The organism is Fibrella aestuarina BUZ 2, assembly GCF_000331105.1.
Classification (GTDB): Bacteria; Bacteroidota; Bacteroidia; order Cytophagales; family Spirosomataceae; genus Fibrella; species Fibrella aestuarina.
On the sequence record NC_020054.1, the window covers coordinates 140,775 to 155,034 of the forward strand.

At 57.9% G+C, this 14,260-nt stretch carries 10 protein-coding genes; all 10 read right to left on the minus strand.

Features of this window, described 5'->3' with window-relative positions; genetic code table 11:
• Positions 1–8 precede the first annotated feature (8 nt).
• The 10 genes from FAES_RS00570 to FAES_RS00615 all read right to left on the minus strand — a co-directional run bounded on the left by FAES_RS00570 (position 9) and on the right by FAES_RS00615 (position 14,158).
• Positions 9–1,286, minus strand: a complete 1,278-nt coding sequence (locus tag FAES_RS00570) for an amidohydrolase/deacetylase family metallohydrolase (protein WP_015329227.1) — start codon at positions 1,284–1,286, stop codon at positions 9–11.
• Between the two features lie 74 nt (positions 1,287–1,360).
• On the minus strand, positions 1,361–1,834 hold the full coding sequence (locus tag FAES_RS00575) for a RidA family protein (RefSeq protein WP_015329228.1): 474 nt from the start codon (positions 1,832–1,834) through the stop codon (positions 1,361–1,363).
• Between the two features lie 19 nt (positions 1,835–1,853).
• Positions 1,854–3,653: a PQQ-dependent sugar dehydrogenase gene (locus FAES_RS00580; RefSeq protein WP_015329229.1), complete on the minus strand. Its 1,800-nt coding sequence runs from the start codon at positions 3,651–3,653 to the stop codon at positions 1,854–1,856.
• A gap of 76 nt (positions 3,654–3,729) precedes the next feature.
• Positions 3,730–4,974 carry an amidohydrolase/deacetylase family metallohydrolase gene (locus FAES_RS00585; RefSeq protein ID WP_015329230.1) on the minus strand — a complete coding sequence of 415 codons (1,245 nt, stop codon included), beginning with the start codon at positions 4,972–4,974 and terminating at the stop codon, positions 3,730–3,732.
• 86 nt (positions 4,975–5,060) lie between these two features.
• Positions 5,061–6,281 (minus strand): aminotransferase class V-fold PLP-dependent enzyme, encoded by a 1,221-nt coding sequence (locus tag FAES_RS00590; protein ID WP_015329231.1) that lies wholly within the window; start codon positions 6,279–6,281, stop codon positions 5,061–5,063.
• A 29-nt stretch (positions 6,282–6,310) separates the two neighbouring features.
• Positions 6,311–7,039 carry a carbohydrate-binding family 9-like protein gene (locus FAES_RS00595; RefSeq protein ID WP_015329232.1) on the minus strand — a complete coding sequence of 243 codons (729 nt, stop codon included), beginning with the start codon at positions 7,037–7,039 and terminating at the stop codon, positions 6,311–6,313.
• Positions 7,040–7,117: 78 nt separating this feature from the next.
• Positions 7,118–7,570: a RidA family protein gene (locus FAES_RS00600; RefSeq protein WP_015329233.1), complete on the minus strand. Its 453-nt coding sequence runs from the start codon at positions 7,568–7,570 to the stop codon at positions 7,118–7,120.
• A 223-nt stretch (positions 7,571–7,793) separates the two neighbouring features.
• The gene (locus FAES_RS00605; RefSeq protein ID WP_015329234.1) at positions 7,794–9,356 is read right to left on the minus strand and encodes a SusD/RagB family nutrient-binding outer membrane lipoprotein; all 1,563 of its coding nucleotides are present in this window, start codon (positions 9,354–9,356) and stop codon (positions 7,794–7,796) included.
• Positions 9,357–9,374: 18 nt separating this feature from the next.
• Complete coding sequence (locus tag FAES_RS00610) at positions 9,375–12,773, minus strand: SusC/RagA family TonB-linked outer membrane protein (protein ID WP_015329235.1); 3,399 nt, start codon at positions 12,771–12,773, stop codon at positions 9,375–9,377.
• Between the two features lie 236 nt (positions 12,774–13,009).
• Positions 13,010–14,158, minus strand: coding sequence for a FecR family protein (locus tag FAES_RS00615; RefSeq protein WP_015329236.1), 1,149 nt, complete (start codon positions 14,156–14,158; stop codon positions 13,010–13,012).
• Positions 14,159–14,260: the final 102 nt, after the last annotated feature.

The window sequence follows — 14,260 nt, forward strand, 5'->3', positions numbered from 1 at the left end:
GCCACGCCTCAGGAGCGGGGTTGTTGTGTGACCACGACCGGGTTGGCAATGCCGTTGAGGTCGTAAACGATGCGGCCGTTGCGGATGGTCATTTCGCAGCCCAGTTTCTGCCTGCCTTCGATTTTGTAGCCGGTGTAGTCGAAGAAGCCGAACACGCCCGTATCGCGCACCTCAAACTTGCCTTCGTGCAGGTTCAGGATGGCGACGTCGGCCTCAGATCCAACCGATAGACTTCCCAGTTCGGGTCGACGGATGGCCTGCGCCGGCTGCCAGGTACTGGCTCGGATCACCTGGTTGAGGCTCATGCCCATCGCCATGAATTTCGACATCACGTTGAGCATGTCTTTCATGGCGTTGTTCATACTGCCGGTGTGAATGTCGGTGCTGATGGAGGTGGGCACAAACCCGTTTTTAAGGGCCGGAATGGCCTGTGAGAAGGCGAAGCTGATGCCGCCATAGCCCACATCGAAGCGGATGCCGCGTTTATGCGCTTCCAGAACAAACGGCTTTACCTGCCCGCTGGGTACGTCGACGATGGCCTCGCGGGTTTTCAGTTGCCCAAAGCAGTGCGTGTAGATGTCGCCGGGGCGGAGCTTTTTCAGAAACAGTTCTTCCAGCGGTAAGACGGGTTCGCTCCCGCCGAAGTCGATCATCACAGGTACGTTGGCAAGCTTGCCTGCTTCCACGGCGCGCTCGGTAGGCGTCCAGTTATAGCCGTTGAAATGCGCCAGCTTCACGCCCACCACCTGCGCGGGGTATTTCCGGGCCATGTCGGCTGTTTGTTGGGCGTCCATGTCGGCCACGTTCTGCTCGATGTCGCCGCCCCGCATGCCTTTCCCGACGATGTTGAGCAGGGCCAGCACGCGCGTTTGCGACCGGTCGATGGTTTGTTTTTTGAACGTCTCGAAGTCGCGCCAGCCCGAGCAGCCCGCGTCGACGATCGTGGTGACGCCATTTCGGAACGTGAAGCCATCGGGCGGCAGGGCGTTGGGGCCGTTGCTGTAGGTCTGGTCGAGGTTGGTACCGAAAAAGACGTGCGTGTGGATGTCGATCAGGCCGGGCGTGACGTAGAGGCCTTTCGCGTCAACCACCTGCAAGGCGCCTTTGGTATCGATGCTTTTGGCGACCTGCGCAATCTTGCCGTCGCTGATGGCGACGTCCATGATGGCGTCGATGTTGTTTTTGGGGTCGATCACGTGACCGCCCTTGATCACGATGCTGAACGGCTGAGCCAATAGCGAGCCGTTCAGACCGATGACGGTCAGAAAGAGGAAGAGCTTTTGCATACAGTGAGTGGGTAACGCAGCGTTCCCCGAAGCGGGAACGCTGCACTGATTTTTGGGGGCGACCGGCCGGCGGTTTAGATGTAGGCGATACAATCCATTTCCACCAGCGAGGCGCCCGGCACCCCGCCATAGACGGCCACCGTCGTGCGCACGGGCGGTTTGCTGCCAAACCGGCCTTTGTAGACCTCGTTCATGGCTTTGTAGTCGTTCAGATCGTGCAGGAAAACGCTCACCTTCAGCACCTTCTCCATCGATGACCCAGCCTTGATCAGTTCCCGCTCCAACTCTTTAAGCACCTCGTCGGTATGGACTTTGATATCGCCTTCCTTGTGGTAGCCTTTGCCAGCGACAAACACCAGGTTGCCGAGTTTGGTCGATCCCGAGAACAGGGGTACGTCCTGCTGGTACTCGACGTTGAAGACTTCTTTCTGAACCGCGGCTTCTTCGGCGGCAGGTACGTTGGCGGCTTTGGCGGCGGCACTTAGGCCAACGACACCGGCAGCCGAGGCAAACAGACGTTTGAGAATAGAGCGACGTTGTGGTTTCATAGACAATTGGGGACTTGGTTTATTTTCGTTTTGATCGATTAACCCGGGTGTCGGCGGGTTTATTCAGGCTGAGCAGCGAGGTGCGCACGGTACTCACTTCCGCGGCCGTGACACCATCGCCCGTGTTGCCAAAATTGGTCCGAATATGGGTTAGCACTTCGGCAAGATCGGTATCCGACAGAAAGTTGTGCGCGGGCATCACGTTGTTGTACGATTGGCCTTTGACTTCGATAGGGCCTTCAAGGCCTTTCAGCAGCACGCCGATGAGTTTGGCTTTGTCGCCCAGTACCCACTCCGAGCCAGCCAGGGGCGGGAACCGTTGCGAGTCGCCCATGCCGTTGCGCTGGTGGCAGGCTGAGCAATAGATGCCATAGATTTTGCCGCCCGCAATGGGCTTGCCGCGGTCCAGGTTATCGGCAATTTCGTCGGGATCACGGATGTTCGATTGTTGCTTGCGGGCTTCCATCCGGGCGAGTTGCTCAGCCCCGAACGCCTGCCGATTGCCCTTGTAGGTCACCTTCCAAATTTTGCCTTTCTCGGTTTCAGCGATGTACAGCGAACCATCGGGGCCCATCGTGAGGCCCATCGGGCGGTACACGGCATCACTCACGTTCACGATCGGGTCGATACCCGCGAAGCCATCGGCAAACACTTCCCAGCCACTCGACAGGCCATTGTTCTTGGCCGGTACAAAGCCGATAAAGTAGCCTGCCTGCGGGTAGGGGGCCCGGTTGGTCGACCCGTGGAAGGCAATGAACGCCCCGTTTTTGTAGTGATCCGGAAAACCGTTGGTGGCCGTTACGCCCTGGTAGAACAGCAGGTCGTTGGGGGCCAGGTGCGCCGCAAAGCCGATCAGGGGTTTTTCGTACTGCCCGCAACGACCTACGTTTTTGCCGTTACCGCCATACTCCGGGTTCAGCAGTTTCTTGCCCTGAAGCTGATCGTAGTAGCAATAGGGCCAGCCGCCGTTCATGCCGCTTTTGACCTTGAATAGCTCTTCGGCGGGCAATACGGCGCTCTGCCAGGGCGAAAACCGGTCGGCCCAGAGCATCAGCAGATCGTCGCGGCCGTGTTGCAGGGCGTAGAGGCTGTTGTCGGCGGGGTTCCAGTCGAGGCCAACTACGCTCCGGAGGCCGGTGGCGTAGCGGACGCCATCTTTCTGGGTCAGGCCGGTTTTGTTGGCCGGGAAGCGCCAGATACCACCGTGGTCTTTCAGCATGGGGCAGGGATCGATGCCGCGCATACCCGGAATCCGGTTCACTTCCTGACAGGCGTTGGACGCCGCACCGAAGGGCACATACAGATTACCCTGCTGATCAAAGGTGATGGGCTTGGCGATGTGCTCGTGCATGCCGTGCTTATGATCGTCGGTCAGCACGATCTCCATCGGACTGCTGGGCACAAGTTCACCGGGCGTCAGCTTGTAGCGGTAGACATACAGCTCGGAGCTGAAATACAGATAGCCGTCGTGAATACGCATGGCCGTGCCGTAGGCCCGCTCCCGCGCCAGCCCGCCGAACTGTTTGATAACATCGGCCCGACCATCGCCATTCGTATCCCGCAGCGCAATCACCGATTCATCTTTGTCGCGGGCAAAACGCGCTTTCACGTAGATATCGCCGTTGTCGTTGACGGCCAGGTGACGAGCCCGGCCGGGTAGGCTGTCGACGACCACCGTGGCCTCGAAGCCGTCGGGCAGAAACAGACCGCCGTTTTCGGCCTTTCGGGCTGGTAGAACATGCCCCGATTCGCGCTGCACAAAGCCGACCGTCGCGATCAGCGATAGCAACAATCCTTTTCGGTATAGGTGAGTTCGCATAAACTGGTGCGTGAGTAGTAAACGGTAGATCAGTGGCTGTAATCGGGTGATGAAGCCACTCCTTCACGGGCTGTCTCTAGGGCGTGCTGATGGGTTTGGCCAGACCGTTGAGGTCATAGACGACCTTGCCGCCTTTGACCGTCACTTCGCATTCGAGTTTCTGTTTGCCCGTCAGTTTATAGCCGGTTTTGTCGTAGAAGCCGAAGTTGCCCGGCCGCAGAGCGAGTACCGTTACGTCGGCAATGGCGCCTTCCGAGAGGTGGCCTAAATTTTCGCGTTTGATCACCTGCGCGGGCGTCCAGGTGGCGGCTTTCACCACATCGGGCAGTTTCATACCCATCAGCATGAACTTTGACATGATCGACAGGATGTCTTTCATCGACCCGTTCATGCTGCCCGTATGCAGATCGGTGCTGATGGTGGTGGGGTAAAAGCCACTGCTGACCGCCGGAATGGCCTGCGAAAAGTTGAAGCTCGCCCCGCCGTAACCCACGTCGAACACGATGCCTTTTTTGCGCGCTTCCCACACAAACGGCTTCACCTTTTTGGTGGCTTCGTCGACGATTGTCTCACGCACATTGCCTTCCAGATTGGTGTAGGCGTGGGTGTAGATGTCGCCGGGCCGCAGGTGGTTCAGAAACAGATCGCTCAGCGGGAGCGGGGGTGTACTGCCACCAAAGTCGATCATCACGGGCATATTGGCCAGTTTACCGGCGGCAACGGCCCGGTCGACCGGCGCCCAGCTTGGCCCCTGAAAATGCGCGACTTTGAAACCAACGACGTCGTTTTTATTGTCGAGGGCCACCTTGGCCGCCTGTTTCGGGTCCATGTCGGCGGTGTCCTGTTCGTAGCGGCCACCGCGCATGCCTTCGCCCACAATGTTGAGGAAGGACAGCACCCTCGTTTTCGACGACAGAATGATGTTCTGTTTAAACGTCTCAAACGACTTCCAGCCCGCGCCGCCCGCGTCCACGATGGTGGTTACGCCCACCCGAAACGTGAAGCCATCGGGCGATACGGCCGTCAGCCCGTTGCTGAGGTAGTGGTTGGGCTCAGTGCCGTAGAACACATGCCCGTGCATATCGATCAGGCCCGGCATCACGTACAACCCGTTGGCATCGACTACCTGTTTGGCCTCCTTCGGATCAATGGACTTCGCCACGCGCGCTACTTTCCCGTCGATGATCGCCACGTCCATCGGGGCGTCGATGTTGTTCTTCGGGTCGATGAGCCGCCCGCCTTTAATAAGCAGCGTATAGGTCTGTGCCTGGGCAACGTACCCAGCCAGCAGCAGGAATAGGAAACAGAAACGGTTGAGCATACGGCAGTATGGTATCGGGTCGACGGAGGTAGCTGGTGTAGTTGCTGACGCATAGCCTTTCGACTACGCGTCAGCAACTACACCAGTTACACAGCGGCTTTAGTCAGTTCTTCTTTCAGGCGGGTGGCTACGATTTTGTCTTCGCCAGGTTTGAGCATCCAGGCCGTCATGCCCACGCCCTTGTCGTCGCCTACCGTTTCGATCGACGGCGTACCGGTGCGCAGGGCTTCCCGCAGGGCATTGGGCGTTACCTTTACTTTGGCCGGATCCCACGTAATGCGTAGCGTCGGCGTGTGGTTGCCCAGCGGTGGGGCCGTGATGGCCACGTCGACGCCTTTTACGCTACGAGCGGCGCTGGCGATGGTGTTGGCGCGCTCTTCCAGCATCTTCCAGTCTTTGTCGTGATCGCGGGCGACAAACTTCTCCAGCGCGACGTACATCCCCAGAATCTCCTCCTTGTTGACCTTCATGCCCCGGCCGATGGTCGACCCGCGCGGCGGCATACTGAGCCGGGCCGCGTCGATGTACTTTTTCTTGCCCATCAGCAGACCGGCGCTTTGGGGGCCGCGCATGGCTTTTCCGCCCGATACACACACCAGATCGAAGCCCATATCATGGAATTTCCACAGGTTTTCGACCGGGGGTACGTCGGCGGCGATGTCGATCATCGTGGGGATGTTGTGCTTCTTGCCCAGCGCCACCCACTGTTCGTGGTTGATCTTGCCTTTGTCTGACTGTACGTTCAGGAACCAGAGCATGGCGGTCTTGTCGCTAATAGCCTTCTCGACATCCTCGATGGTTTCGACCTGCACGATTTTGCAGCCCGTGTTGGTGAGGGCGTGCGAGTAGCCGATGTCGTGCCCTTTCTGGGCAATCACTTCCGACTTCATACCCGTGCCGCCCAAATGCGGCAACTGCTCGACCTTTTTCTGATCCATGCCCGTCAGCACGCCCGCTAGTCCCAGCGTCATGGCCGAAAAGCAGCCCGACGTGACCACCGCCGATTCGGCATGCGTGATGGCGGCGATTTTCTCGCCCACTTTCGTCTGCACGTCATCGAGCATCATAAACTCTTTCGACGACGCCAGAATCGTGCTCACCACGTCGTCGTCCATGAGCGAGCCGGTCATGGCGGTGTAGGTACCGGCGGCGTTGATGAACGTGCGGATGCCCAATTCCTTCACCAGGTTACGCGAGGCAATGGCCGGGGCCGCCAGAGCACCGGTGAGCGGAGTAGCCGCGCCAAACAGGCCGCCAACGAGTGGCATGGCCGAGAGCTGTTTGATTAATTTTCGTCTGCTGAGCATGATTGGTTTTGATTTAAATGAGGGGTTAATCAATCAAAGCGAATGGGGCCGTATTTGGCGAATTCATGAAAGCTACCGCTCGTTTTTCGCCACGACCAAGTCTGGTAACCACGGTCGTAATCAATGCGGTAGAGGTTGCCCCGCCAGACCGTACCGGGTTTGGGCGGCGTGGTCACGATCGGGTTCATCAGCTTGTACGGAATGAAGAATTCGGCCGTCCAGCCCTTAATCGGGGCGTTGCTTTTCTTTTTTCCGCCCTGCACCGATGTGGCGTGCTGGGTACGTTGGCTACCGGCATAGTGCCAGGGTTTCCAGCCTAAAAACTTGCCGTTAACATTGGGCACCAGAATCGGCAGTTCGTAATTCAGGGGCGACAGTTCGTACTCAAAATAGATCGGCACCGAGGGGTCGGGCCAGAGAAAAACCTCGACGACATCTTCGTTATACAGCGCGCCAAAATCTTCGAGAATCGTAGCCGTTAACTGCTCGTCGTCGGCCTGAAACAGGAAATAGAGCCCAGCTTCCGAATACAGCAGCTTGACCCTTGTGCCCAGCGCCCGACCGGCCGATTCCTGTACCGTAATAGGCACCCAATCGGTCTTTGTCCAGTTGGCATGATCACCCAGGCCGTTGACGGTAAAATCGGTGGTCTGGCGAATGCGCAGTTCCGTGGTGTCACGTCCCGACAGCTCGGTCTGAGCCATCAGCCCGGCGCCGGTAAGCAACCAACCCAGCAGGACAAGCGCAACGCGGATCATGGTTCTGGTTAACTAGCATGTGGGTGAATGCGTATTCGTGGCCACGTAGCCCTTCGGCCAAGCACTCCCGACAGCCACTTACAAATGGGCAATGCAATCAATCTCCACGAGAGAGTCGTTCGGAATACCGCTGCGCACGGCCACCGTGGTCCTGACAGGCGGGTTGGGCCCGAAACGACCGCGATAGACCTCGTTCATCGCCTGATAGTCGTTGGGGTCGTGTAGCAACACCGACACTTTCAGCACCTTATCCATCGACGAGCCGGCTTTGATCAGTTCTTTTTCCAGCTCGTTCAGCACATGGTCGGTGTGTGATTTGATATCGCCGTCGAAGTGCGCCCCGATGCCGAACAGGAACAGCAGGTTACCGAGCCGGGTCGCGCTGGAATAGAGCGGTACATCATCGTGCGTCACCACACCGGTTGCGGTGGAAGCGGGTGTCACCAGCGGTTGGGGCGGGCTCTCCAATCCGGTAACGTACCCAGCCATGCTGAACAGGCCTTTGAGCAGGGAGCGGCGTTTTTGTTTCATCGTTCGTTTTATGCTTTATCACCTTGCTTTATCAGCAGTTTTTTTGTCATCCCGACAACGGAGGGATCTTGACGTTTCCTAGCTCTCAGTTGAGGACGCTCTAAGATCCCTCCGTTGTCGGGATGACAAAAAACTGTTGTAACAGTGGCCACCTATCGGGCTTATCTACTCAGTATAAGCGAGTTAAATACCCTCAACCGACAAACCGCAAATCATAACCCATTTACTTATCCCACCACACGACACTCGACAGGGTATTGGACCCGCCCTGCCGCGCCCGCGCTTCGAGGAAGTTGGTTCGGTTGTAGGTCTCTTCCGAATCGGGCACCACGAAGCGGGTCGGGATTTTGCCGCCGGTGAGGTTACCCGGGTAGTTGGTCGGCGTCAGTTTGGGGTAACCCGTCCGGCGCCAGTTGGCGAAGATTTCGTACTCGTCTTCCAGGAAGAGCGACACCCATTTCTGCGTACCGATCTGCTCCAGCTGCTCAGCTACCGTGCCGCTCGCCTTGTAGGGGTTGCCCGCCAGATAGCCGTTTATTTTGGCGTCGGCAATTACCCCACCCGTGCCAAACAGCGACCACTGCCGCATGCCAGCCCGTACGGCGTTGGCGTAGGTCGTAGCAGCCGGGCTACCTGCATACCAGCCCCGCACGGCGGCTTCGGCCAGCAGCAGGTTCGTCTCAGCGTTACCCAGCACCACCAGCGGAGCGCTGTATTTCAGCAGCGTGTTGGGGTTAGGTTCCGAAAACGAGTTGAAATTGGCGGGCAGGTTGTTGTAGGCCGCGTTGGGCATCCCGCTTTGCAGCGCCGAAGTAGTATCAGCCGTGAACGTCTTGTTATCGCTCGTTGTCCAGACAATCGACCAGACGTTCAAGCGCGGATCTTTGGTCGTTTTCAGGTAGTCGATCAGCGTTTTGGCCAGTTTGCCGCCTTCTACATTGTCGCCACCGGGCGTGATGTAATCGGTGCTGAGCAGACCGTTGGCGATGAAGTTCCGGCTAGCGAGCTGCGAGCCATCGACGTACCCAATCACGGCGCGGTCGGCATCGTCGAGGATGATACCCCCGGCAATGGCTTTCTGCACCCAGGTTTTGGCCGTGTTGGGGTCCACCTCCGTCAGGCGCATACCCAGCCGCAGCATGAGCGAGTAACCAAATTTTTTCCACTTCGTCACGTCGCCGCTAAATAGCAGATCGGCGTTGCCGAAGGTCGGTTTGGTGGCGTCGAAGGCCGCAACCGATTCGTCCAGCTCTTTCAGCAGATCGGCGTAGATGGCCTGCTGCGTGTCGTATTTGGGGGCATAATTTTTATCTGACAGCGCCTTGCCTGCATCCGAATACGGAATGTCGCCGTAGAGGTCGGTGAGGCGGTGGAACAGGTACGCCTTCCAGATCCGCGCCGCCGACAGCTTGTTGACGTCCGCCGGGCTCGTAGCTACCTTGTCGATCACCTGCCGGATGGAGATGACCGCCCCCTGCCCCGCCAACGTACCTGAGTAGGCATCCCAGCTGGCCGTCGAGTAGGTGTAGTTGAAGTACTTATCGCCCGCGGCCGGCACTTCCTTATAAGTCGAGAAATGCTGCATCGACTGCCCGATGGTCAGATAAGCCGCCCCGGTGAAGTTGGTGCTGACGCCGTCGAGCTGGGCGCGGGTGAAGAGGTATTCGGGGATGACCTCCGCGTATTTGTTGGGGTCGACGTTCATCTGCTCGAAGCCCTTGTCGCAGGACGACACCAACAGCAGGAACGAAGCCGCCACGCCTATTTTTTGAAGAAAATGAGTCATTGTGATGTTGTTAGCGGGTTAGAATTTCACCATCAGGTTCACACCCAGGCTGCGGGTACGGGGCACGCCGAAGGCTTCCAAACCCTGGGCATTCGTGCTTGTGTAGCCCGACTCGGGGTCGAAATACTGGTTTTTCTTATCCTTGTAGAGAATGGCCAGGTTGCGCGCCACGAACGAGATCGACGCAGCCTGTAACTTCACGAACTTCACCTTCGTGACGGGGAGATTGTAGCTCAGAATCACCTGCCGCAGCTTCACGAAATCGTTGTTGAACATAAACATGGCCGTGTAGTTCTTGTCGTTGTCGTAGTACGTATCCACGTCTTCTTTCTTCCAGAACTTGGTGAACGGAGCGCCTTCGGGCGTTACGCCCTCCACGGTGACACCCGTTTCGCGGCCGGGCAAGGTCTCCTGCGGCAGCCCGAAGCGGTAGGCATACTGGTACAGGTTCGAGTAGACAATGCTGCCAAACTTGCCGTCGACCAGGATGTTGAGCGAGAAGTTTTTGTACCGGAAATTGTTGGTGATGCCCATCGTCAGCGGCGGCGTGCCCTGCCCGATTTCTTCCAGATCACCGCGCACCGCGTAGCCGCTGGCCGTGTTGAAAATCACGTTGCCATTGGCGTCGGTTTTCTTGCGATAGCCCCAAACGGTGCCGTAGGGCCGGCCCAGGGCGTTGCGCACCACGCCGCCACCCACACCCGTACCGATGTCGATGCTGGTGAGGCCTTCAGCCAGCCGCTCGATCTTGCTTTTGTTGTAGGCCATGTTGTAGCTCACGTCCCAGGTCAGGCCGCCGCGGTTGATGGGCGTGCCGGTCAGCAGCAGTTCGATACCCTTGTTGCTCAACTCACCCACGTTCAGCAGCGCCGAGCGGTACCCCGACGACACGGCGATGTTGGTCGTCACGATGTCGTTGGTGGTTTTTCGGTTGTAGAGCGTCAGGTCGAGGCCGAGGCGGTTGTTAAAGAACTTGGCTTCGATGCCACCTTCATAGGTCGTTGAGGTGAGCGGCTTCAGGTCGGGATTGGGCACCTGCGACGACGACAGCACCTCTACCGGCCGGCCATTATGCCCACCCTGCTGCATGGTGTAGTACTGGTAAATCTGATAGGCATTGACGGTCGCGCCGCCCACCTGCGCCCACGACGCCCGCAGCTTGGCAAAGCTGATGGCCTTGGGCAGCTGGAAGGCGTCGGACAGAATCAGCGAGCCACCCACCGACGGGTAAAAGATGTTGTTGCTCTTCGGATTCAGTACCGAGAACCAGTCCTGCCGACCCGAGAGCGTCAGGTACGCTACGTTTTTGTAGCCAAAGTCAGCCGAACCGAAGACTGAGTTGATAGCGCTCTTCAGGTACGTTGGCGTGGTGGTCGAGGCGGCCAGGTTGGTGTAGCTGTAGAAGTACGGGATCGTGAATTCGCTTCCGGCAATCGCCGTCTGATCGTAGATCGACTGTTGGGCGTTGGCACCCAACAGCGCCGAGAACGTCAGGTCCTTAACCAGGCTGGTGTTGTTGTAATTCATCGTCACCATGCCGTTGGTTTCCGAGGCCGTCACCTTGCGGGCATCATACGTACCCAGCGGCTGGTAGGCGTTGCCCGTTGGCTGCACGTATTCCGACTGGAAGCTGTAGAAATCCTGGCTCACGCTGCCTTTGATGTACAGGTTGTCGAGGATGTCGTAGCGCAGGCTTCCCTGGCTGATGAACCGGTTCTTAACGTCGTCGTTCTTGAACTTGTTGACCACGAAATACGGGTTCGGAGCGGCCGGCACGGGGTTCCACTCCATCTCTTTGCCCGTGGCGGGGTCATAGCCCGGCGCGAGGCTGCGGATGTCGACGACGTTGGCGATCAGGTACGTTGCCCAGTGCGGGTTCATGTCGGCGTAGCCTACCTTCGGCCGGTTGGTGCCGATTTCGCGGTTATACTGAAACACTGTCTCGACGCTCAGGCGCTTGCCCAGAAACGCATTCAGGTTGAGATTGGCAATCTGCCGCGAAAACGACGAATTCGGCACGATGCTGTTGGCCTGCGTGTTGTTAAGCCCCAACCGGAAGTTGACCGTTTCGCTGCCGCCCGTCAGCGCTACCGAGTTGATGTAATTGCTACCCGTCTGATAAAAGTTTTTCAGATTGTCTTTCTGGGGCGAATAGGGGTGCAACTGCCCATCGACCTGAATCGTCGGCAGGCCATCCATCTTGGCACCGTACGAGAGGCGGCCCGTGCTTTTGGCCTCGGTCAGCGTGGTCGGTTTTTTGCCATCGACGCCCTGTCCGTATTCATACTGCCAGTTCGGAATCACGGCAATGTCTTCGAAGGTGGTGGTGCTATTCACCTCAATGCCCAGCCCTTTCTGGCCGCGCCCTTTCTTCGTCGTGATCAGAATCACGCCGTTGGCCGCACGGGCACCGTAGAGGGCCGCCGCCGGGCCACCTTTCAATACGTTGATACTCTCGATGTCGTCGGGGTTGATACCGCCGATACCGTCGCCCCGGTCCACGTTCATGCCGTTGCCGTCGGCCAGCGTACCACCGCCGGGGGTGCTGTTTTCCATCGGCATCCCGTTGATCACGTATAATGGCTGGTTGTTGCCGTTGAGCGAGCCGTTGCCCCGGATGATGATCCGGCTCGACCCACCGGGGCCGGTGGCCATCCCGGTGGCGTTTACCCCGGCGATTTTACCCGTCAGGGCGTTGGCTACGTTGTTTTCCCGCGCCTGCGTAAACTCGCTGCCTTTCACCTCCGAGACGGCGTAGGCCAGCGCTTTCTTTTCCTTCGAGATACCAAGGGCCGTTACGACCACCTCGTTAAGCGTGCTGGCTTCGGGCACGAGCTTCACCGACAGGTTATCCTGATTGCCGACGGTCACTTCCTGCTTCTGGTAACCGACGAAGCTGAAAATCAGGATCGCGCCTGCATCGGGCGTTTCGAGCGAAAAACGACCGTCGACGCCGGTGGTGGTCCCGCGCATGGTCTCTTTCAACACCACACTCACGCCGGGCAGGCCGTCGCCTTTTTCGTCGAGCACGGTGCCACTCACCCGGCGCTTGGGCGCCTCCGACTGGCTCGTGGGTTTCAGCGGCGCTATGGCCCCCGGTTGTCGCCGCAGAATGATCTGCTGTTGCACCACCTCGTAGGCCACCCGGTGGGGCGTGAGCACCTTATCGAGTACGCTCGATAGCGGCTCATTCTGAAAGCGGTAGTTGAATTTCTGTGTCCCGTCGAAAATTTGCGGGTTATACATGAATTTCACCTTGGTGGCCGCTTCGAGTTTATCCAGCAGCTTCTCGACATCAGCGTTGGAAAGCTGAATGGTTACCTTTTGCTCGAGTACCTGCTGACCGCTCACCGTGTGGGCGCGGGCCAGGGAGAAAAGGGCAACAGACAGAATGGCCTGGTAGAATCCAATGCGCATAAGTTTCTGTATGTTTTTTTGAAAAAGTAGTCCTCTTGGCATAATTTTGAGGGTTGTCAGTTAAAAATTGGCACAATAAAGTCCTGATCCGCTGGGGCGGACGTTGTAGTTAGCGTTACACGAGGGCGATTGAGAAGTCGGAGATGTTGGCGCATCTTCGACTTTGCTTTTTAGGGGCGATACGGTCGTTTGTTCATAGGCATACGGGTGTCAAAAGAGGGGCATTGCTCCGGGCGTCAGTCGCATCCATTGGCGTGGATTACGATGTCGCCATTCACCTGTTCATAGCTGGCATTGACCGTCCGGCAGATCAGGTCCAGCTTCTGAAAGAGGGGTTCATCCGACAGCGAGGCCGTCAGGTAACAGGTACGCATCAGGTCGGCATCGTAGTTGATGTTGATGCCGTATGCCTGCTCAAGGGTCGCGAACACCTCGGCCATGGGTGTGCGCTGGAAACGAAAGGCCTGCTGCTGAACGGCGGGTTTCAGCACCACCGGGTTGGCGACTACACTCTTCACCAGGCGGCTATCCACCGGCGAGAAGACAATCTGCTGATTGGGCGTCAGCACCACGCCCGTCAGCTTCGTTTCGTCTTTGGGGTTGCTGGCTGGTTTCTGGCTGGCGGCGTATACCGATACCCGACCCGTATTGACCACCACCTTTACCTGCCGGTTTGTCTCGTATGTCTGTACCGTAAAGCTCGTCCCTAACACTTTCGTGACGAGGCTATTGGCGTAGACGTAGAATGGTTTCGCCGGGTTTTTCGTGACCGAGAAAAAAGCCTGCCCCTGCAGGTACACTTCGCGTTTGTTGCCCGTAAATGCTTTTGGGTAACTCACCCGGCTTTTCGGATACACCACGATCGTACTCTGGTCGGGCAGGGCTACCGTTAGGGGTTTTGTTTCGTTGTTTTCGACTTCAATCAGTGAGTTAGTTTCCTGCGCAACGGCGATCAGATCGGTATACGTGACCGTCTGCGGATCGGGCGTGGTCGTTGGGCGCAGGCGATACCAGCCAAACAGGCCGAGCAGGAGCAACACGCTCGCCGCTACGCCATACCGAAGGGGTGTAAACCAGCTGTTGCCCTGTCCACTGCCCCGCAACGGTTTTACCCGCGGCTCGTCGAGCGATTGGCGGAGCCGGCCGATTTCATGCCGGACTTCCTCGTCTGAAACGGGCGGATGCTGCCGAGCCAGCTGCGCATATTGTTGGTGAATGGCCGTCAGCAGCAGCGTGGCTTTTTCGATCAATTCGTGCCGGTCCGGGTTGTGGATCAGCCACTCGTTCCAGAACGCACTGGCGTCGGGATCAGCCGTCAGTTTCCAGCGCTGAAACGATGGATCTGCCGCTAATTCGTCTGGTTCGAGGTCTCGGTATGCCTGCATGCGCTGAGTACTATCTATGCCGTTTTGAAGGAAAGATGCAAGATCGTACCGCCAATACTCACTCGGATAAAACTTTATTTTTACGCAATGCCGAATCGCAGA

Bases quoted from the DNA above. Each gene is read 5' to 3' on its own strand.
- FAES_RS00600 (WP_015329233.1), bottom strand. From the start codon at position 7,570: ATGAAACAAAAACGCCGCTCCCTGCTCAAAGGCCTGTTCAGCATGGCT.
- FAES_RS00585 (WP_015329230.1), bottom strand. From the start codon at position 4,974: ATGCTCAACCGTTTCTGTTTCCTATTCCTGCTGCTGGCTGGGTACGTT.
- FAES_RS00575 (WP_015329228.1), bottom strand. From the start codon at position 1,834: ATGAAACCACAACGTCGCTCTATTCTCAAACGTCTGTTTGCCTCGGCT.
- FAES_RS00595 (WP_015329232.1), bottom strand. From the start codon at position 7,039: ATGATCCGCGTTGCGCTTGTCCTGCTGGGTTGGTTGCTTACCGGCGCC.
- FAES_RS00580 (WP_015329229.1), bottom strand. From the start codon at position 3,653: ATGCGAACTCACCTATACCGAAAAGGATTGTTGCTATCGCTGATCGCG.
- FAES_RS00590 (WP_015329231.1), bottom strand. From the start codon at position 6,281: ATGCTCAGCAGACGAAAATTAATCAAACAGCTCTCGGCCATGCCACTC.
- FAES_RS00615 (WP_015329236.1), bottom strand. From the start codon at position 14,158: ATGCAGGCATACCGAGACCTCGAACCAGACGAATTAGCGGCAGATCCA.
- FAES_RS00605 (WP_015329234.1), bottom strand. From the start codon at position 9,356: ATGACTCATTTTCTTCAAAAAATAGGCGTGGCGGCTTCGTTCCTGCTG.
- FAES_RS00570 (WP_015329227.1), bottom strand. From the start codon at position 1,286: ATGCAAAAGCTCTTCCTCTTTCTGACCGTCATCGGTCTGAACGGCTCG.
- FAES_RS00610 (WP_015329235.1), bottom strand. From the start codon at position 12,773: ATGCGCATTGGATTCTACCAGGCCATTCTGTCTGTTGCCCTTTTCTCC.